The organism is Mycobacterium simulans (assembly GCF_900232995.1).
Taxonomy (GTDB): domain Bacteria; phylum Actinomycetota; class Actinomycetes; order Mycobacteriales; family Mycobacteriaceae; genus Mycobacterium; species Mycobacterium simulans.
Genome location: NZ_OCVX01000003.1, coordinates 557,862 through 577,465, shown reverse-complemented (window position 1 = coordinate 577,465; position 19,604 = coordinate 557,862). Strand labels below are relative to the sequence as shown.

Here is a 19,604-nt window from a genome sequence, read left to right as displayed (position 1 = left end):
GTGCTCGTCAAGTCATTTCGACAGCTCGGCCGCGCGCATTGCGAGCCACCGGGCCAGCGGCGGGGTGACACGAGAGAGCGCGTACATCACGTGCGCCTCGGCGGCGGTCGGCGCCACGGCACGATTGCGGGCGACCGCGCGCAGTATGTTGTTGGCCACGCGCTTCGCCGTGTACCCGCGCTTCTCATAGGCCGATGCGAGGCGTTTGCGGCGTTCGCCGTGGTCCCCGCCGCCGCGGATGGGCGTGTTCTGCGTGATGGTGGTGTTGATGATGCCGGGGCATACGGCGGTGACGCCGATGCCGTGGGGGTTCAGCTCCATGCGCAGCGCCTCGGACAACCCGAGAACCGCGAACTTCGTTGCGCTGTAGGCGCTTAACTGGGGGTTGGCCAGCAGCCCGGCGGCCGAGGACAGGTTGACGACGTGGCCGCCGGGTCCCGACTCAACCATGGCGGGCAGGAAGGCCTCGCAGCCGTGCACGACCCCCATGAGGTTGATGTCGATCAGCCATTGCCAGTCCTTGCGGCTGGTGTCGAGGAACCCGCCGACCAGGCCGACCCCGGCGTTGTTGACCAACAGGTCGACCCGATCGAACTGGTCGAACGTGGCCTCTGCGAAGGGCGGCATGTCTTCGGGGTCGGACACGTCGACTCGCGAGGTCAGCACCTGGGTGCCCAGGTTTTGGGCCGCCTCGGCGGTGTCGGCCAACGCGGCCTCGTTGATGTCGCAGAGCGCCAGGCGGGCACCGCGTTCCGCGCATAACAGCGCCAGCTCGCGGCCGATGCCGCTGCCTGCGCCAGTGATGACCACCACCCGATCGGTCAGGTCAGTGGTCTTGAGACGGGATCGAAATCTAGGCATGGGAGCAAACTAGGGCCACGGCGCGACGATCCGCCTGTACTAAAGCGCCAGAATGTTGGTCGCCGGTTGTGGCACTGCGACAACGGTCCATCGTTGCGTCCGTTCGACCCGGCGCTCACTGCAGGTACCGGATGAGATGGGCCCCAATGAGTTTCATCGCCGCGTGCGCGGTATCGGTTTCTGATCTGGTGAAACCGTGGTCCGTGTGCGCGAAACGGTGATGGGTAACCGCGACACCGCGGCCAGACAGTTGTGCCGCGAGATCGTCGCCCTCGGGGCCGAGCGTGTCGAGCTCGCCGGTCATGATGAGCGTGGGTGGCATCGCCGCCGCCAGGTCGACGTCGAGTACGGGGGACGCCAACGGCTGGTGGCGGGCGTTCGGGTCGACGACGTAGGCGTCGATGGCCAGTCGCTGGATGCGCGGTGAGATTCGTGGGCGCTTCTTGATTGAGGTTCGATCGGCGCGGGTGAGGTCGACGACCGGGAACGCCAGCACTGCTGCCCGCAGTGCGAAATCCCCTGCACGATAAGCCTGTTGGCACACGTTGACGGCTAGTTTTGCGCCAGCACTGGCACCCGTGACCGACATCCGCGACGCATCCCAACCGCGGTGCGGAGCTTCGGCACGCACCCATGCTGCGATGTCGAAGCACTGTTGTTCGGCCACGGGGTATCGAGCTTGAGGTGCGGTCGCATAGTCGGCTAGCACCACCACGGCACCGGCCTCCGACGCAATGTATTGCGCGATGTACTCCTCTTGCCGCGGGTTGCGCACGATGAATGCGCCGCCGTGCAGGTGTAGGTCAATCGGAAGTCCGTCCCCGTTGGTCTTCGCGAGTGGGGCGTCCGGATGCGGCCAGTAGAGCAGGCACCGGACAGGTCCGTGGCGGGTCGGCACGTTTACCCTCGCCGGTTTGGCGACGTGACGGGTGGCGAAACGGAAGCTGCGCGGCGCGCGGACGAGCGGCAGCAGACGCTGCGCTAGATGGGCGGCGACCCACGTGCCCGCTCGGCGCCTCGGGGTTTCGGGCATCGGACTCCGCGTCTTTCGTTTGACCGCTTCGAACCACGTCCGCGCTGCGGCGGCTCTGCTCCTGACGGAAGTTAGCGACGGCGTGCCCACGCACGCTTGTCGCGAATGGACGAAACTCTTAGGTGCTTTTGTTCGGCGAGGACAACCCCAACAATTCGTCGCGCTGAACGCTCACGAAGTGCGCGGCCGCGCTGTCGCGCGCGATGCCGCCTGATCGGCTCGAATGGCTTGGACCCGGATGCGCGCGCCGCGGTGTGGGACGAAGGTGACGTGCTTTAACCTTTCGCGTTCATCGGGGGCTGTGGTGGTGCTCAATTCGACCCGGCGCAGAACCTCGCGCAGCACGACTCGCATCTCGACCATGGCGAAAGCGGCGCCGAGGCAGCGACGGTTGCCGCCGCCAAACGGTAACCAAGTGGAAGGGCTCAGCGTGGTGCCCAGCATCCGGTCCGGGTCAAAGCGGTCCGGATTCGGATACTGGTCGGCGCTGGCGTGCACCAGGCCGATCGCCGGGGCGACCAGGACACCAGCGGGCAGCCGGTAGCCGGCCAGCTTGACGGGCTCGGTCAGCACCCGGCCGACGTCGAACACGACCGGACGGATTCGCAGCGTCTCCTTGGCCACTGCGTCGAGGTAGTCGTCGCCAGCTGGGTCGCCCGCCGCGCTTGCCTCCGCGGCCCGCATCGCCTTGGCCAGCGTCGCCGGGTGGCGCGTCAGTCGCTCCAGCGCCCAGGACAGCCCCGTCGCTGTCGTGTCGTGCCCAGCGACGAGCAATGTCATGAGTTGGTCGCGCAGCTCTTGGTCGGTGATGGTTCGTTCGTCGTCGTGAGCGGCGCGAACCAGCATGGCCAGTACGTCGGAGCGCGAGGCCAGGTCGGGATCGTTTCGGCGCTCGGCGATCTCGGCGTACAGCAGGCGGTTCGCTTCCTCGATTCGCCGCTGCAGCCCTCGCCACGGACGGTGGCGCTGCAGATTCTGGTTGGCGATCGCCAGGCTCGCCCATGGTCCGATGGTGAGCAGCCGCGGCATCACCTGCCGCAGCGCGGCCAGCCGCGCCGGGTCGCTGGCGCCGATGACGGTGCGCAGGATCACCTCGAGCGTGATCTGCGCCATCTTGGGCGCCACGGCGAACTCGCGACCCACCGGCCACCCGGCAGCGTTCGCCGCTGCGATTTCGGCCATCACCGCGGCTTGGCGACTGACTGCGTCGCGATGGAACGGCGCCAGCATCAGCCGTCGTCGATCCTGATGCGCGTCTTCGTCGATGACCAGCACCGAGCTGTCGCCAAGCAGTCCGCGCAGCATCGAGTTGGCCTCCCCGGCGTGGAAAATCTTGGGGTTGCCGGCGAACACCTTCTTGATGTCGGCGGGGTCGCTCAGATACACCAGGGTGCCGATCGACGCGATTCGCAGTGTGAACACGCTGCCGTAGCGGCGTCGGCACGTGGCCGCCAAGCGCGGCCCGTAGCGGAGGATAAGTACGGTCTGGAGCCACTTGGGGAGCCGTGGCCCCGGGGGCAGGGTGGTGTCGAGTGTCATGACGCACCGGCAGCAGTGTTTTCAACAGAGGAAGTCCGAGGCCAGGCGGCGTCCGCCGGAACGGTCTCCCCGACGACGCAACGGTCACCGGAACGTTGCGACCCGACCGTGGGTGCGATGACACGACATCACCCGGTAGCTTCGTGCGGCTCGCTTCGTGGCCGGAAAGCAACGACAGGGAGTTGGCGGACCAGACGTTGTCGAGCGTCCTCGCTGCCGTCGTAGTGCCATCCGAGTAGCGCGCTCAGCCCTCGACGCACGATCGGCCCGATCCAGTGGTTGCGTCGTTCATAGCCCGCGATGACCGTTATCGCTTCGGGTTCGTCGAGCACGCGGTGCTGCGGCCGGAAACGGCGGCGGCCGACGACAACCTCGATGGCGGGGTTGGCCTCGATATTGCGATACCAATCCGACGACGGGCCCCACCCGGCGACAACCATGTACTCACCGGCCGTCGGCTTGGTGTCGACAACCTCGAGCACGGTACGGTACCGGCGACCCGACTTCCGTCCAACGTGTGTCAAACACAGCAGCCGCCTACTCAGCAGCCACCCGAAACCGGTGTCGTACAAGCGAATTGGGGCCCGGAACATCCAGCGGAGGAGCGGACCCGGATCACTCAAGCTCATTGCGCTCCTTCACCCCTGTGTTGGCTCCCGGCCAGCTCGCTTGCGCAAGTCCGGTTCAACTCGGTGATCAATGAGGCGGATTCGCCGGCTAGAGCTGCGGGCACTGCCTTTTCATTTGCATGCCTGCCATTTGCATGCCTGCCGCGGTCCTCCTCGTGGGTACGGATCGCCCGAGGGACCCCTTATCCCCGTGGGCAAGCCATCGGGAGCCGTCGTATCGAGTACGCATACCATGCTATGCACAATTGTTGCGCTAGGCAATTAAACGGCGAGCCCCATCGAGTCGAAAGCCCTCGGGAACAAGAACCGATCAACCCCCGTTAGCATGGGCAGCAAGTTGAGCGAACCAGACTCAATCCTAGGTTGACATCACGGCGCCGGTCAGGGCAGTCTTGAGCGAGGTTCACTCAGCATAGTGCTGGCAACAAGCTCTACATACTCAGGAGGATTCACCATGGCTCGTGCGGTCGGGATCGACCTCGGGACCACTAACTCTGTCGTCGCGGTTCTGGAAGGTGGCGACCCAGTCGTCGTCGCTAACTCCGAGGGCTCCAGGACCACACCGTCAGTCGTCGCGTTCGCCCGCAACGGCGAAGTGCTGGTCGGCCAGCCCGCCAAGAACCAGGCGGTGACCAACGTCGATCGCACCGTGCGCTCGGTCAAGCGGCACATGGGCAGCGACTGGCACATCGAGATCGACGACAAGAAATACACGGCCCCGGAGATCAGCGCCCGTGTCCTGATGAAACTGAAGCGGGACGCCGAGGCGTACCTCGGTGAGGACATCACCGATGCGGTGATCACCACGCCCGCCTACTTCAACGACGCCCAGCGTCAGGCTACTAAGGATGCCGGCCAGATCGCCGGCCTCAACGTGCTGCGCATCGTCAACGAGCCGACGGCCGCGGCGCTGGCCTACGGCCTGGACAAGGGCGAGAAGGAGCAGCGCATCCTGGTCTTCGACCTGGGTGGCGGTACCTTCGACGTCTCGCTTCTGGAAATCGGCGAGGGCGTCGTCGAGGTCCGTGCCACCAGCGGTGACAACCACCTCGGCGGTGACGACTGGGACCAGCGCGTCGTCGACTGGCTGGTGGAGAAGTTCAAGGGTACCAGCGGTATCGATCTGACCAAGGACAAGATGGCCATGCAGCGGCTCCGCGAAGCCGCCGAGAAGGCCAAGATCGAGCTCTCCAGCTCGCAGTCCACGTCGATCAACCTGCCCTACATCACCGTCGATTCGGACAAGAACCCGCTGTTCCTCGACGAGCAGCTGACTCGGGCGGAATTCCAGCGCATCACTCAGGACCTGCTGGACCGCACCCGCAAGCCCTTCCAGTCGGTGATTGCCGACGCCGGTATCTCGGTGTCCGACATCGACCACGTGGTGCTGGTGGGTGGTTCGACCCGGATGCCCGCGGTGACCGAACTGGTGAAGGAACTCACCGGAGGCAAGGAGCCCAACAAGGGTGTGAACCCTGATGAAGTTGTGGCGGTCGGAGCGGCCCTCCAAGCCGGCGTCCTCAAGGGCGAGGTGAAAGACGTTCTGCTGCTTGACGTTACGCCGCTGAGCCTGGGGATCGAGACCAAGGGCGGCGTGATGACCAAGCTGATCGAGCGCAACACCACCATTCCGACCAAGCGGTCGGAGACCTTCACCACCGCTGATGACAACCAGCCGTCGGTGCAGATCCAGGTCTATCAGGGCGAGCGCGAGATCGCCTCGCACAACAAGTTGCTCGGCTCCTTCGAGCTGACCGGTATCCCGCCGGCGCCTCGGGGCATTCCGCAGATCGAGGTCACCTTCGACATCGACGCCAACGGCATCGTGCACGTGACCGCGAAAGATAAGGGCACCGGCAAGGAGAACACCATCCGGATCCAGGAAGGCTCCGGCCTTTCCAAGGAAGAGATCGACCGGATGATCAAGGACGCCGAGGCGCACGCCGAGGAGGACCGGAAGCGTCGCGAGGAGGCCGATGTCCGCAACCAGGCCGAGACGCTGGTCTACCAGACGGAGAAATTCGTTAAGGAGCAGCGGGAAGCCGAGGGCGGCTCGAAAGTGCCCGAGGACACGCTGAACAAGGTCGATGCCGCTGTGGCAGAAGCCAAGTCGGCGCTTGGCGGCACCGATATCTCCGCAATCAAGTCGGCGATGGAGAAGCTCGGCCAGGAGTCACAGGCGCTGGGGCAGGCGATCTATGAGGCCACCCAAGCCGAGGCGGCCGCGGGTCAGCCCGGCGGCGCCGCGCCTGGCGGAGGCGCTGGGCCCGGCTCGGCCGACGACGTGGTGGACGCGGAGGTGGTCGACGACGACCGGGAGTCCAAGTGACGGAAAGCAACCCACCAGAACAGGTGACGGTCACCGACAAACGGCGCATCGATCCCGAGACAGGTGAAGTACGGCACGTCCCTCCCGGCGCCACGCCGGGGGGGACGGCCCCGGAAGGGGCGGCGCCGGGCAGGCCGGCGGCGGGCAAGGACGACAAAGTCGCCGAGTTGACCGCCGATCTGCAGCGAGTGCAGGCCGACTTCGCCAACTACCGCAAGCGAGCGTTGCGGGATCAGCAGGCGGCTGCGGATCGGGCCAAGGCCGCCGTCGTCAGCCAATTACTAGGTGTGCTGGACGATCTCGACCGGGCGCGTAAGCACGGCGATTTGGAGTCGGGCCCGCTGAAGTCGGTTGCCGACAAGTTGGACAGCGCGTTTGCCGGGCTTGGCCTCGTGGCCTTCGGCGCAGAGGGCGAAGATTTCGATCCCGTGCTGCACGAAGCCGTTCAGCACGAGGGCGACGGCGGCCAGGGGTCTAAGCCCGTGATCGGCACCGTCATGCGGCAGGGCTACCAGTTGGGCGAACAGGTGCTGCGGCACGCTCTGGTAGGCGTGGTCGACACGGTTGCCGGCGACACCGCCGAACCGGAATCTCCCGAGCCGGCCGAGGCGGCCGAGGACACAACCAAAGCCGAGCAGGCCGACACGGGCGATAACGCCGACACAGCGAGTGAGTAGGGCACAGAATCAACAGGGAGAGGGTGAGAGGGGGTGACGCGACATGGCCCAGCGTGAGTGGGTCGAAAAGGACTTCTATAAGGAGCTAGGCGTCTCCTCTGATGCCAGCCCCGAAGAGATCAAACGGGCTTACCGCAAGTTGGCGCGCGATCTGCATCCAGACGCAAATCCCGACAACCCGGCCGCCGGCGAACGCTTCAAGGCGGTTTCGGAGGCGCACAACGTGCTGTCCGATCCCGCCAAGCGCAAGGAGTACGACGAAACGCGCAGGCTGTTCGCCGGCGGCGGCTTTGGCGGCCGTCGGTTCGACAGCGGAGGGTTCAGCGGCTTCGGAATGGGTGGCGACGGCGCCGAGTTCAACCTCAACGATTTGTTCGATGCCGCCAGCCGAAGCGGCGGCACCAACATCGGTGACCTGTTCGGCGGCTTGTTCGGGCGCGGCGGCAGCGCCCGTCCCAGCCGGCCGCGGCGTGGCAACGACTTGGAGACCGAGACCGAACTGGATTTCGTGGAGGCCGCCAAGGGCGTGGCGATGCCGCTGCGGCTGACCAGCCCGGCGCCGTGCACCAACTGCCACGGCAGTGGCGCGCGGCCGGGCACCAGCCCGAAGGTGTGTCCCAGCTGCAACGGTTCGGGCGTGATCAACCGCAACCAGGGTGCTTTCGGCTTCTCCGAACCATGCACCGATTGCCGGGGCAGTGGCTCGATCATCGAGCACCCCTGCGAGGAGTGCAAGGGCACCGGCGTCACCACCCGTACCCGCACCATCAATGTGCGGATCCCGCCCGGTGTCGAAGACGGACAGCGGATCCGGTTGGCCGGGCAGGGCGAGGCTGGGCTGCGTGGCGCCCCGTCGGGTGACTTGTACGTGACAGTGCATGTGCGGCCCGATAAGGTCTTTGGCCGAGACGGTGACGATCTCACCGTGACCGTTCCGGTAAGCTTCACCGAATTAGCTTTGGGCTCAACACTTTCGGTGCCCACGCTGGACGGCACCGTCGGGGTCCGGGTGCCTAAGGGTACCGCCGACGGCCGCATACTGCGGGTACGTGGAAGAGGCGTTCCCAAACGCAGTGGCGGCAGCGGAGACCTACTCGTCACCGTGAAGGTGGCCGTCCCGCCAAACTTGGAAGGTGCCGCTCAGGAGGCGCTCGAAGCCTACGCGGCGGCCGAGCGGTCCAGCGGGTTTAACCCGCGGGCCGGATGGGCAGGTAATCGCTAATGACTAAGAAGCGCGAAGAAGCTCGGACGTTTTTGATCTCGGTGGCCGCCGAGCTGTCCGGCATGCATGCGCAGACCCTGCGCACTTACGATCGGCTCGGGCTGGTCAGCCCGCAGCGCACGTCCGGTGGCGGACGTCGCTATTCCCAGCATGATGTCGAGCTGTTGCGCGAGGTGCAGCGCCTTTCGCAGAACGAGGGGGTCAACCTCGCCGGTATCAAGCGCATCATCGAGCTGACCAATCAGGTCGACGCGCTGCAGTCGAGGCTGCATGAAATGGCCGAGGAGTTGGCGGTTTTGCGCGCCAACCAGCGCCGCGAGGTCGCCGTGGTACCCAAGAGCACCGCCCTCGTGGTCTGGCAACCGCGTCGTTAGTCATCAGGCGTTGCTGCGGAGGATGCCGGCGAGTTCGTTGCCGTAGTTCCCGAAGCCGGAGATAAAGGCCTGCGTCATAAGGTCCAGTACGCTCGTGTTGTAGAAGCCCGAAATGAAGTTGCCGTAGTTCGCCCAGCCCGACTCCAGCGTGCCGAAGTTTTGCAGGCCCGAGAGGCCCACGCCGCCGGCGTTGAACATGCCCGAAGTCTCGGTAAACGCGTTCCAGAAGCCCGAGACGGCGCCCTGGGCGTCGTTGAAGAAGCCCGATGCGCCGCCAGACCCGGAGTTGAAGAAGCCCGACGACGGGTTGGTGGTCGAATTGAAGAACCCGGGGGTCTGCTGCCAGCCAAATCCGAAGGTGTAGGGGCCCACCGTTCCGTTGCCGGCGAAATCAATGGGTTGCGTGAAGGTGATGTCGATCGGGGTTTCGGGGTTGAGCACGTTCGTACCGATGCCGAAGGGGCCGACATGTTCGGTGGTTATGTGTATCGGCGGGGAGGTGACGTGAAGAACGCACCCGACGAAGGGGATGTAGATGAGGCAGACCGTGACTTCCAGACTGATGTCGATCGGGAACTCGGAGAGCGTGAACGCCTCTTGGGTAACGGCATTGATGGTGCCCGTGAGTGGTATTTCGATGTCGCCGCTGATGTCGTAGTTCCAGGGGATTTCTTGCATCGTGGCTTCGTACTGGAAACCACCTAGGCCCTGGTAGTCGCCTCGCCAGAAGAAGCCGTTGTTGTAGTTGCCCGCGATGAAGGCGCCGGTGTTGACATTGCCGGAGTTGGCGAAGCCCGTATTCGAGTTGCCGGTGTTGAAGTAGCCGGTGTTGTAGTTGCCCGGGTTGAAGCCGCCGGTGTTGTAGTCGCCCGGGTTGAAGCTGCCCGTATTGACGTTGCCCGCGTTGTAGAAGCCGGTGTTGTAGTTGCCCGAGTTGCCGATGCCGCTGTTGACGAAGCCGCTGTTGAAGAAGCCCGTGTTGGTGGTGCCTGCATTGCCGATGCCGGTGTTGTAGCTGCCGGTGTTCCCGATGCCCCAGTTTCCGGTGCCCGAGTTGCCGATACCGATGTTGTTGGTACCGGAGTTGAACAAACCGATGTTTCCGGTGCCGGAGTTCCAGCCGCCGAAGCCGGTCTGCGCGTTGCCGGTGAGTCCGATGCCGATGTTTCCGTCGCCCGTGTTGCCGAAGCCGATGTTGCCGTCGCCGGTGTTGCCGAAACCGATGTTGAAGCTGCCGGTGTTGCCGAAGCCGAAGTTTTGCAGAGCCGCAGTCAACCCGGGACCGGAGTTTCCGAAGCCGACGTTGCCGCTGCCGATGTTGCCGGCGCCGAAGTTGCTGCTGCCGATGTTGCCGCCGCCGAAGTTGCTGCTGCCGATGTTGGCGTTGCCCAGGTTGAAGCTGCCGATGTTTCCGTTGCCAATGTTGTAGTTGCCAATGTTGGCACTACCCAGGTTGAAGTATCCGTGGTCCGCCAAGCCGAAGCTGAAGGTCGTCGCGTCGGGGCCGCTGCGGAACCAACCGGCTAGGTCGTTGCCGATGTTATGCAGGCCCGAGACACTGGCCGGCGTTCCCGTGCCGGTGTTGAACCACCCGGAAATGTTGTTGCCGAGGTTCGCCCAGCCAGATTGCATCGAACCGACGTTCTGCAGGCCGGAGTTTCCGATGGCCCCCATGGTGTAGTTGGCGAAGCCCGAGTTGTTGCCGAAGTTGAAGAAGCCCGACGCGTTGCCGGTGCCCCAGTTGAAGAAGCCCGACGACGGAACCGGGGTGGCGTTGAAGAAGCCCGGCATCGGCTTGATGTCGATGAGCGTGAGGTAGCCGTCGCCGAAGCCGGCGGTGCCTCCGATGTGCACCACGGTTGAACCGTCGGGAGCGCCGATGTTGAAATTCACCGCAGGGTCAGCGCCGAAGTGGATCACGATTGGCGTGGTCGGCAGGTCCGCGGAGCTGCCGCCGTGGAGATTGATAGGACCGACGGGCGCGATGACAGTGCCCTTGAGGATGCCGATATCGAGGGTTCCTCTGGCGGGGATTTGCGGAATGGTGACCCCGGGGATGTTGACGTCGGTGATGTGTCCGACGATGGGTATGTTGATCGGGGCGTCGACCGTGAGGAAGGCGGGGATCCTTTCCATCTTGATGGTGTAGTTGAGGGCCAGTAGGCCCTGCTCATCCGCGCGCCAGAAGAAGCCATTGTTCATGTTGCCGGTGATGAACCCGCCGGTGTCGAAGTCGCCGCTGTTTGCCAGGCCGGTGTTGAAGTCTCCGGTGTTGGCCAGGCCGGTGTTGAAGTCGCCCCGGTTGCTGAATCCGGTGTTGAAGTTGCCGATGTTGAACAGGCCGGTGTTGTAGTCGCCGGGGTTGGCGATGCCGGTGTTGAAGTTGCCGGTGTTGAAGAAGCCCGAGTTGTATGTGCCGGTATTGCCGATGCCGGTGTTGCCGGTGCCGGTATTGCCGATACCCCAGTTTCCGGTGCCCGAGTTCCCGAAACCGACGTTTCCGGTGCCCGAGTTGAACAGGCCGATGTTGAAGCTGCCGGAGTTGGTGCCGCCGATTCCAATCTGGTTGTTGCCGGACAGGCCGATGCCGACGCCGCCGGTGCCCATGTTCCCGATGCCGATGTTGCCGGTGCCGGAGTTGAACAGGCCGATGTTGGCGGTGCCCGAGTTGAACAATCCGGTGTTGGCGGTGCCTGCGTTGAAGAAGCCGGTGTTGCCGAAGCCCGAGTTCAGCGAGCTGAACCCGGATTGGTTGTCGCCGGTGAGCCCGATGCCGACGTTGTTGTTGCCGGTGTTGAACAAGCCGATGTTGTTGTTGCCGGCGTTGGCGAGGCCCTGGTTGAAGTTGCCGGCGTTGCCAATACCAACGTTGTTGTCGCCCAGGTTGAACAAGCCCATATTGGCGATGCCCGAGTTCAGCGGGCCCAATCCGACCTGGTTGTTGCCGGTCAGGCCAATGCCGATGTTGCCGTTGCCGGTGTTGCCGAACCCGAAGTTGCCGTCTCCGGTGTTGCCGAAGCCGAAGTTGGTGTTGCCGGTGTTGCCGAAGCCGATGTTGTTCAGCGCCGCCGTCAACCCCGGACCGGCGTTGCCGAACCCGAAGTTGCCACTGCCGATATTGCCGCTGCCGAAGTTGTTGTTACCGACGTTTCCAAAGCCGATGTTGCCGCTGCCGATGTTGCCGCTGCCCAAATTGAAGTCGCCGACGTTTCCGCTGCCGATGTTCAATTGCCCAAGGTCGGCGAGACCAAGGTTGAGGATTGGCGTCCCGGACGGGCCGCGCAACAGGCCGGACAGGTCCGTGCCGAGGTTGGCAAAGCCCGACAGGTGGGCCGCGGTCGCGAGGTTCGCTTGGCTGGTGTTGTAGAAGCCCGAGACGGTGTTGCCGAGGTTTGCCCAGCCCGACTGCAGCGAGCCGAAGTTTTGGCCGCCCGAGCTTCCCAAGATGCTGCCGACGTTGGTGTTGCCGAAGCCCGAGAGGTTGGCGCCGAAGTTTCCGAAGCCGGAGACGGTCCCCCCGGTGGCGTTGTTGAAGAAGCCGGACGAAGGGGTGCCGGTGGGCGAGTTTCCGATTCCTGGGGCCGGTGGGATGTCGACGAAGACAATATGGACGGGGCCGGTGCCGCTGCGGATCGCGATCGGAATTGATGTATTTGGTCCGCCGATGCTGATATCGATCACCGGCAGCGTACCGGTAATGCTCGGGATGACGATGGGTCCGAAATTCAAGTCGATAATGCCGATGGCACTGATATTGAACGCCGGAATGGTGAATCCACTGAGGGCGAGGCTGTTGAGGTTGGCGTGGATGGGGATATTGATGGGGATATTGATGTCCATGTTCAGTACGGGGAATTCGGGGACATAAATTTCATAGTGAGCGCCCCATAGGCCCTGGTAGTCGCCCCGCCAGAACATGCCGTTGCTGAAATTGCCCTCGATGAAGGCGCCGGTATTGACATTGCCCGTATTTGCCAGTCCGGTGTTGTAGTCGCCGAGGTTGAAGTAGCCGGTGTTGTAGTCGCCCGCGTTGAAGCTGCCCGTGTTGGTGCTGCCCGTGTTGTAACTGCCGGTGTTGTAGGTGCCGGGGTTGACAAAACCGGTGTTGGTGCTGCCGGCGTTGTAGCCACCGGTGTTGTAGGTGCCAGCATTGGCGATGCCGGTATCGCCGAGGCCGGCATTCCATAGCCCCCAGTTTCCGGTGCCCGAGTTCCCGAGACCCGTGTTGCCTATGCCGGGGTTGCCGATCCCGACGTTTCCGGTGCCCGAGTTTCCGATGCCGACGTTTCCGGTGCCCGAGTTGAACAAGCCGATGTTGTTGGTGCCGGAGTTGAACAGGCCGGTGTTGCCAATGCCGGAGTTCCAGGCCCCGAAACCCACCTGCCCATCGCCGCTGAGGCCGATGCCGATGTTGTTGTTGCCGGTATTGGCGAACCCGATGTTGTTGCTGCCGGTGTTCCCGAAGCCCTGGTTCGCGTTGCCCGCATTCCCGAAGCCAAAGTTGTAGTTGCCCAGGTTGCCCAGGCCGATGTTGTAATTGCCCAGGTTTCCTGGGCCGATGTTGTAGATGCCGTGGTTTCCGGAGAAGACGTTGAAGTCACCGATGTTGCCGCTGCCGAAGTTCCCGCTGCCGACATTTCCGAAGCCGATGTTGTTGGTGCCGATGTTGCCACCGCCGACATTCGCGCTGCCGATGTTTGCGAAGCCCACGTTCGCGATCGGGTTGTTATTGAAGAACCCGGCAATGTCGTTGCCTATGTTGCCCAGGCCCGAGACATTGGCCGGCGTCGCGAGGCCCGGCGCGCCGGTGTTGAGGAAGCCGGAGACGGTGTTGCCGAAGTTGGAGAAGCCGGATACCAGGTCGCCGAAGTTTTGGACCCCGGAGATTCCGGAGCTGCCCGAGGTGAGGTTGAAGAACCCGGAACTGTTGCGGCCCATATTTCCAAAGCCCGACACGGTACCGGACCCGGAGTTGAAGAACCCGGATGACGGCGTGGTCGTCGAGTTTCCGATTCCGGGCGCCGCTGGGATGTTGATCGTCGGGATCTTGATGGGGAGCATGCCGCCGGTCGCGACGATATCGATCAGGGGTCCCGGACCGGTACCGATGTTCATGTTGATTGGAGGAAGGGCAAGCGCAATATTCGGGATAAAGATCGGAGTGACGGTTACGACGTTGGAAAAAGAAATAACGCCGAATAAAGTCAAATCCACGGTGACCGATGGAATGGTGAAGCCTATGACGGTGAAGACGCCCAAAGTGCCGTTGATCGGAATGTTGAGGTAAATGGGAATATGGAAATTCACCGGAATGGGTGTGTCGGGGATGGTGATTACCCCGTCAACGCCGAACAGCCCCTCGTAGTCACCCCGCCACAAAAACCCGTTGCTGTAGCTGCCGGAGTTGAAAGCACCTGTATTCACATTGCCCGGGTTCGCAAATCCGGTGTTGTAGTTGCCCGCGTTCAAGTACCCGGTGTTGTAGGAGCCCGGGTTTAGACCTGCCGTGTTGAAGCTTCCGACGTTGAAGCTGCCGGAGTTGTAGCCGCCCGCGTTGCCGATTCCGGTGTTCACGTTGCCGGGGTTCAAGAAACCGGTGTTGACGTCGCCGGTGTTGAGAAGCCCGGTGTTGATATTTCCGGCGTTGCCGACACCCCAGTTTCCGGTGCCGGAGTTTCCGATGCCGACGTTTCCAGTGCCCGAGTTGAACAAGCCGACGTTGTTGGTGCCGGAGTTGAACAAGCCGGTGTTGCCGCTGCCGGAGTTCCAGGCTCCGAATCCCTGTTGGCCGTCGCCGGTGAGCCCGATGCCGATGTTGTTGTTGCCGGTATTGGCAAAACCGATGTTGTTGCTGCCGGTGTTCGCAAATCCCTGGTTGGAGCTGCCTGCGTTGCCGAATCCGACGTTGTAGCTGCCCAGATTCGCCAGGCCGATGTTGTAGTCGCCGAAGTTTCCGGGGCCGAAATTGTACGAACCGTGGTTTCCGGAGAAAACGTTGAAATTGCCGAGATTGCCGCTGCCGAAGTTGGCGGTGCCGAGGTTACCTAAGCCGACGTTTAAGTCGCCCACATTTCCGAAGCCCACATTGTTGGCGCCGACGTTGCCCAGGCCCGCGTTGAACGTCGACATCCCGGCGACCTGGTTGTGGAAAAAGCCTGCGAGGTTGGTACCGATGTTGTAGACGCCCGAGACGTTGGCCGGCGTTCCGATGCCTGTGTTGAGCAGGCCCGAGACGGTGTTGCCGAGGTTCGACACTCCCGATTGCAGGTTGCCGTAGTTCTTGAAACCCGAAGTTGCGGCGGTTCCATAGTTTTGGAAGCCCGAAAGGTTGGCGCCGACATTGCCGAAGCCCGATACCGTCCCGGTTCCGCTGTTGAAGAACCCCGAGGACGGGTTTGTGGTGGCGTTGGAGTAGCCCGTAGACGCCGGGATGTTGAAGACCGTCCAGTCCGCGGGGCCAACGCTGGCCGTGGCGGGGATCAGTATCTTGGTTGAACCGCCGGGTATGCCGATGTTGAACGTCACGGCGGGACCGGTAGCGGTGACTGGGGGGACGGTGACCGAATTAATCACACCGGTAAGAAGGGGGACTGATGGGGAGATCTCGAACCCGTAATGGACGTCCGCAAGACTAATCCCGCTGTAGACGGTGTTGGTAAAGCCGGCAGTGATGGGGATATCGATGGGAGCGGTTACGTCGACGTGGCCGGGAATTTCGGGAATATGGATGACATAGCTCGCGCCCCACTGGCCCTCTTTATCACCTCGCCACATCAAGCCGTTGGTCTCGTTGCCGGTGAGGAAAGCGCCGGTGGCAATGTTGCCCTGGTTGGCAAAGCCGGTGCTGTAGTTGCCGGTGTTGTACAAGCCGGTGTTGTAGTCGCCGGGGTTGGCTATGCCGGTGTTGGCATTACCGGTGTTATACCAACCAGTGTTGTAGTTGCCCACGTTGGCGGCGCCGGTGTTGACCATGCCGGTGTTGAAGAAGCCCGTGTTGGTGTTGCCGGCATTGCCGATACCGGTGTTGAAGCTGCCGGAGTTCCCGAAGCCCCAGTTTCCGTTGCCCGAGTTGCCAATTCCGACGTTATTGGTACCGGAGTTGAACAGGCCGATGTTGTTGCTGCCCGAGTTGAGACCGCCGGCGAAGTTGATGCCCTGCTGGTTGTTGCCGGTTAATCCGATACCGAAGTTGTTGTTGCCGGTGTTGCCGAAGCCGATGTTGCCGTCTCCGGTGTTGCCGAATCCGAAGTTGTCGCTGCCGATGTTGCCGAAGCCGACGTTGTTCAGCGCCGCCGTCAACCCCGGGCCCGCGTTGCCGAACCCGAAGTTGGCGCTGCCGATGTTGCCGCTGCCGAAGTTGCCGCTGCCGATGTTGGCGCTGCCGAAGTTCTGACTGCCGACATTTCCGCCACCGAAATTGAAGTCGCCTAGGTTTCCGCTGCCTACGTTCAATCGCCCAAGGTCTGCAAGACCCACGTTGACGAGTGTCCCGGCGTTGTCGCGCAGCACGCCGACCAGGTTGGTGCCGGTGTTGACCAATCCCGAAACATTGGCTGGCGTAGCGAGATTCGCCGTGCTGGTGTTGTAGAAACCCGAGATGCTGTTGCCCAGGTTTGCCCAGCCTGATTGCAGCGAGCCGTAGTTTTGCAGGCCCGAATTGCCTATGGCCGTCCCCAAGCCGCTGTTCATGAACCCCGAATTGCCAGCGCCGAAGTTTGTGATGCCAGATGTGCCACCGGTGCCCGAGTTCCCGAAGCCCGACGACGGGTTGGTGGTGCTGTTCCCGAAGCCGGGGGCCGGGTCGATCTTGAGGAACGTGATCGTGCGGCTCTCGATGGCGCCCTGAAAGGTAATGGGTATCGAGACGTTCGGTCCGCCGATGGCCAGTGTGACGTTCGGAAGGCTAATAGTGGATCCGCCCAGAATCACCGGGCCGAAATAGAAGAAGCCGCCCAGGTAATACGTCTTGGGGAAAACTGTCCCCGCCGCGGTGACCTCGATCACTTGGCCGCCGAAGTTCATTACATTATTTACCGGGATTATGTACTTCTCGTCTATGGGAACGTATGGGGTCGTGACCGAAAGGTCGATGGAAATTTGGCCGTGGTTATCACCGGAAATGAGGAAGCCATTGTTGAAATTCCCGGTATCGAAAGCGCCGGTGTTAACGTCTCCCGGGTTGAAGTAACCGGTGTTGATGTTTCCTGTGTTGTAGCCGCCGGTGTTGGTGTTGCCCACGTTGAAGCTGCCGGTGTTGGTGTTGCCGACGTTGAACAGGCCGGTGTTGTAGTCGCCCGTGTTGCCAAAGCCCGAGTTGAAGATTCCGGCGTTGAGTGCGCCCGTGTTGTAGCTGCCCGCGTTGCCGAATCCGGTGTTTCCGGTACCTGGGTTTTGGATGCCCCAGCTTCCGATTCCTGCGTTTAACAAACCCGAATTTCCGGTGCCCGAGTTTCCGATGCCGATATTTCCGGTACCGGAGTTGAACAAGCCGATGTTGTTGGTGCCTGAGTTGAAAAAGCCACTGTTGCCGGTACCTGAGTTCAGGGCGCCGATCCCGAACTGACCGTCGCCGGTCAGGCCGATACCGAAACTGTCGTTGCCGGTATTCGCAAAACCGATGTTGTTGTTGCCGGTGTTGGCAAAGCCCTGATTGTAGTTGCCCGCGTTCCCGAAACCGATGTTGTAGTTGCCCAGGTTTCCAGGGCCGAAGTTGTAGTTGCCGAAGTTTCCGGAACCGATATTGAATATGCCGATGTTGGCATTACCGAAGTTTTGGCTGCCGATGTTGCCGCTGCCAAAGTTTTGGCTGCCGACGTTCCCGCTACCGAAAATGTTATGGCTGCCGACGTTACCGCTGGCGAGGATGTTGTAGTTGCCGACGTTTCCGCTGCCGAGGATGTTGTAGTTGCCGACGTTTCCGCTGCCGAGGATGTTGTAGTAGCCGGCGTTTGCGTTAGCGAGAATATTGCCGGCACCCTTATTTGCCAAGCCTATATTAAATGTAACCGGGCCACCGAAGAAGCCAGCCATGTTGTTGCCGGTATTAAAGACACCGGAGACATACGCCGGCGTCGTGATAGCTACGAGGCTGGTGTTGAGGAAGCCCGACACGGTATTGCCGGAGTTGAATATACCGGATTCCTGTAAGCCGGTATTGGCGAGCCCAGAGTTGCCAATGCCGGTGCTCTGCGAAGAGTTGAAGAAGCCAGAATTGTTGGCGCCGGAGTTGAAGAAGCCCGATGCGCTACCGGCACCGCTGTTAAAGAAGCCGGAGGAGAAGGCCGTGGTGGTGTTTCCGAAGCCCGGGCCATTCTGGCGGTAAAACCAGCCTTGGTTGTCGCCCCTCCACAAGATGCCGTTATTGTTGTCGCCCCCGATTAAAGCGCCGGTGTTAACGTTGCCGCTGTTGGCGAAACCGGTGTTGTAATTGCCGGTATTGAGATAGCCAGTGTTGTAGCTGCCGGCATTGAAGCCACCTGTGTTGTTACTGCCCGAGTTATAGCTGCCCGTGTTGTAGTTGCCCGAGTTTGCGATGCCGGTACTGGCTATGCCGGAGTTGAAGAATCCGGTGTTGGCGTCACCCGAGTTGCCGATGCCGGTGTTGTAGCTGTTGCCCGAGTTGCCGATGCCCCAGTTTCCGGTGCCGGAGTTGCCGATGCCGACGTTGCCGGTGCCGGAGTTGAACAAACCAATATTGCCCGTACCCGAGTTGAGGGCTTCGAACCCGGATATACCGTTGCCGGTGAGTCCGATGCCCTGGTTGTTATTACCGGTGTTGCCGAAGCCGATGTTGTTGTTACCAGTGTTGCCGAAGCCGATGTTGCCGCTGCCGGTGTTGCCGAAGCCGATGTTGGACAAGCCCGCCGTCAGACTAGGCCCGACGTTTCCGAAGCCGATGTTATTGCTGCCGCGGTTTCCGCTGCCGATGTTGTTGCTGCCGATGTTTCCGGAACCGATGTTGAAGTCGCCGACGTTTGCATTTCCGGTGTTGCCCACGCCGACATTTGCAAAGCCCAGGTTGCCGAAGATTCGTTGGACGAGCGCTCCCAACGCATCTGGGGTGCCGGCAGCGGGGGCAGGCAGGCTTGGCATCCCCGGGACGAACGGCGTCAACGCAGAAGCGGCGGCCGCGGCCCCGGAGTAGTAGCCAAACATTGCGGCCACATCCTGGGCCCACATCTGCTCATACTGAGCCTCGGCCGCGGCGATCGCCGGGGCGTTCTGCCCCAGCAGGTTCGAAATCACCAGCGACACAAACTGAGCGCGGTTGGCCGAGATAACTGCTGGCTGCACCGTGGCCGCGAGCGCCGCTTCGAAAGCCGCCGCGGCCACCCGGACCTGGGTGGCCGCCTGATCGGCCTGCGCCGCTGCCGCGTTTAGCCATCCCAGGTAGGGCGCCGCCGCACGTGCCATTGCGACCGACGCGGGACCCTGCCATGAGTAACCCGCCAAGCTCGAGGTCACCGACGAAAACTGGGTCGCGGCCAAACCCAACTCGTTGGACAGCCCCTCCCAGGCGGCCGCCGCGTTCAGCATCGGCTCCAGTCCCGCACCGAGCAACAGACGCGCCGAATTGATCTCTGGGGGCAGCACCGCGAAGCTCATCACCTGTCCCTTACTGGAACCGTTGGTCGTCACCGCAGTGGCGGTCTGTGCCATCACATCCCGTTGGACGCCTGACTGTCTCAGAGGTCGATTATTCAACAGTTGTCAGATTCAGGATCGACTTTGAGACGTCAAAAGTTTACACATGTCAAAAATTTCCAGACTGTGTCGGCGACCTGCGCCGCGACGTCGCGTCGACGGGGCGCGATGAGCGACGAGCGAGGCCCTAGGGTGGCGCGGAACCGTCGGCGGTCGCGGTCAGGGGCTGAACCCGACGGGACCCAAGTCGAAGGGGCCGAATCCGCTGTTGTCGAAGAACCGGAAAACCTGTTGCT

The 19,604-nt window shown here is 62.5% G+C and carries 9 protein-coding genes; 4 read left to right on the top strand and 5 right to left on the bottom strand.

Translation table 11 applies throughout. The features are described 5' to 3' along the window. Window positions 1-12: 12 nt before the first annotated feature. From MSIMFI_RS03440 to MSIMFI_RS03425, 4 genes are all read right to left on the bottom strand, one after another. Window positions 13-861, bottom strand: a complete 849-nt coding sequence (locus tag MSIMFI_RS03440; protein ID WP_191496135.1) for an SDR family NAD(P)-dependent oxidoreductase — start codon at window positions 859-861, stop codon at window positions 13-15. Window positions 862-976: 115 nt separating this feature from the next. Beyond that, entirely contained in the window at window positions 977-1,894 is a 918-nt protein-coding gene (locus MSIMFI_RS03435; RefSeq protein WP_191496134.1) for an alpha/beta hydrolase fold domain-containing protein, read from the bottom strand. 171 nt (window positions 1,895-2,065) lie between these two features. Continuing rightward, entirely contained in the window at window positions 2,066-3,433 is a 1,368-nt protein-coding gene (locus MSIMFI_RS03430) for a cytochrome P450 (protein ID WP_191496133.1), read from the bottom strand. A gap of 128 nt (window positions 3,434-3,561) precedes the next feature. Then, window positions 3,562-4,062 carry a nitroreductase family deazaflavin-dependent oxidoreductase gene (locus MSIMFI_RS03425; protein ID WP_224770052.1) on the bottom strand — a complete coding sequence of 167 codons (501 nt, stop codon included), beginning with the start codon at window positions 4,060-4,062 and terminating at the stop codon, window positions 3,562-3,564. Between the two features lie 454 nt (window positions 4,063-4,516). Here MSIMFI_RS03425 and dnaK point away from each other — a divergent pair, with 454 nt between their 5' ends. From dnaK to MSIMFI_RS03405, 4 genes are read left to right on the top strand one after another with little or no spacing between them, the layout of a single operon-like run. After that, window positions 4,517-6,391, top strand: coding sequence for a molecular chaperone DnaK (gene dnaK, locus MSIMFI_RS03420; protein WP_191496132.1), 1,875 nt, complete (start codon window positions 4,517-4,519; stop codon window positions 6,389-6,391). Further along, entirely contained in the window at window positions 6,388-7,068 is a 681-nt protein-coding gene (grpE, locus tag MSIMFI_RS03415) for a nucleotide exchange factor GrpE (RefSeq protein ID WP_191496131.1), read from the top strand. The genes dnaK and grpE overlap by 4 nt, the downstream gene beginning before the upstream one ends. 43 nt (window positions 7,069-7,111) lie before the next feature. Further along, the gene (gene dnaJ, locus MSIMFI_RS03410; RefSeq protein ID WP_186241379.1) at window positions 7,112-8,290 is read left to right on the top strand and encodes a molecular chaperone DnaJ; all 1,179 of its coding nucleotides are present in this window, start codon (window positions 7,112-7,114) and stop codon (window positions 8,288-8,290) included. Continuing rightward, entirely contained in the window at window positions 8,290-8,664 is a 375-nt protein-coding gene (locus MSIMFI_RS03405; protein ID WP_191496130.1) for a heat shock protein transcriptional repressor HspR, read from the top strand. The genes dnaJ and MSIMFI_RS03405 overlap by 1 nt, the downstream gene beginning before the upstream one ends. 3 nt (window positions 8,665-8,667) lie before the next feature. Here MSIMFI_RS03405 and MSIMFI_RS03400 read toward each other — a convergent pair whose 3' ends face one another. Continuing rightward, window positions 8,668-19,269, bottom strand: a complete 10,602-nt coding sequence (locus tag MSIMFI_RS03400; protein ID WP_191497999.1) for a PPE domain-containing protein — start codon at window positions 19,267-19,269, stop codon at window positions 8,668-8,670. Window positions 19,270-19,604 lie beyond the last annotated feature (335 nt).

Excerpts from the sequence above, each read along its gene's own strand:
- MSIMFI_RS03435 (WP_191496134.1), bottom strand. The coding sequence starts at position 1,894 with ATGCCCGAAACCCCGAGGCGCCGAGCGGGCACGTGGGTCGCCGCCCAT.
- MSIMFI_RS03405 (WP_191496130.1), top strand. The coding sequence starts at position 8,290 with ATGACTAAGAAGCGCGAAGAAGCTCGGACGTTTTTGATCTCGGTGGCC.
- MSIMFI_RS03430 (WP_191496133.1), bottom strand. The coding sequence starts at position 3,433 with ATGACACTCGACACCACCCTGCCCCCGGGGCCACGGCTCCCCAAGTGG.
- MSIMFI_RS03425 (WP_224770052.1), bottom strand. The coding sequence starts at position 4,062 with ATGAGCTTGAGTGATCCGGGTCCGCTCCTCCGCTGGATGTTCCGGGCC.
- dnaK (WP_191496132.1), top strand. The coding sequence starts at position 4,517 with ATGGCTCGTGCGGTCGGGATCGACCTCGGGACCACTAACTCTGTCGTC.
- MSIMFI_RS03400 (WP_191497999.1), bottom strand. The coding sequence starts at position 19,269 with ATGAGCTTCGCGGTGCTGCCCCCAGAGATCAATTCGGCGCGTCTGTTG.
- dnaJ (WP_186241379.1), top strand. The coding sequence starts at position 7,112 with ATGGCCCAGCGTGAGTGGGTCGAAAAGGACTTCTATAAGGAGCTAGGC.
- MSIMFI_RS03440 (WP_191496135.1), bottom strand. The coding sequence starts at position 861 with ATGCCTAGATTTCGATCCCGTCTCAAGACCACTGACCTGACCGATCGG.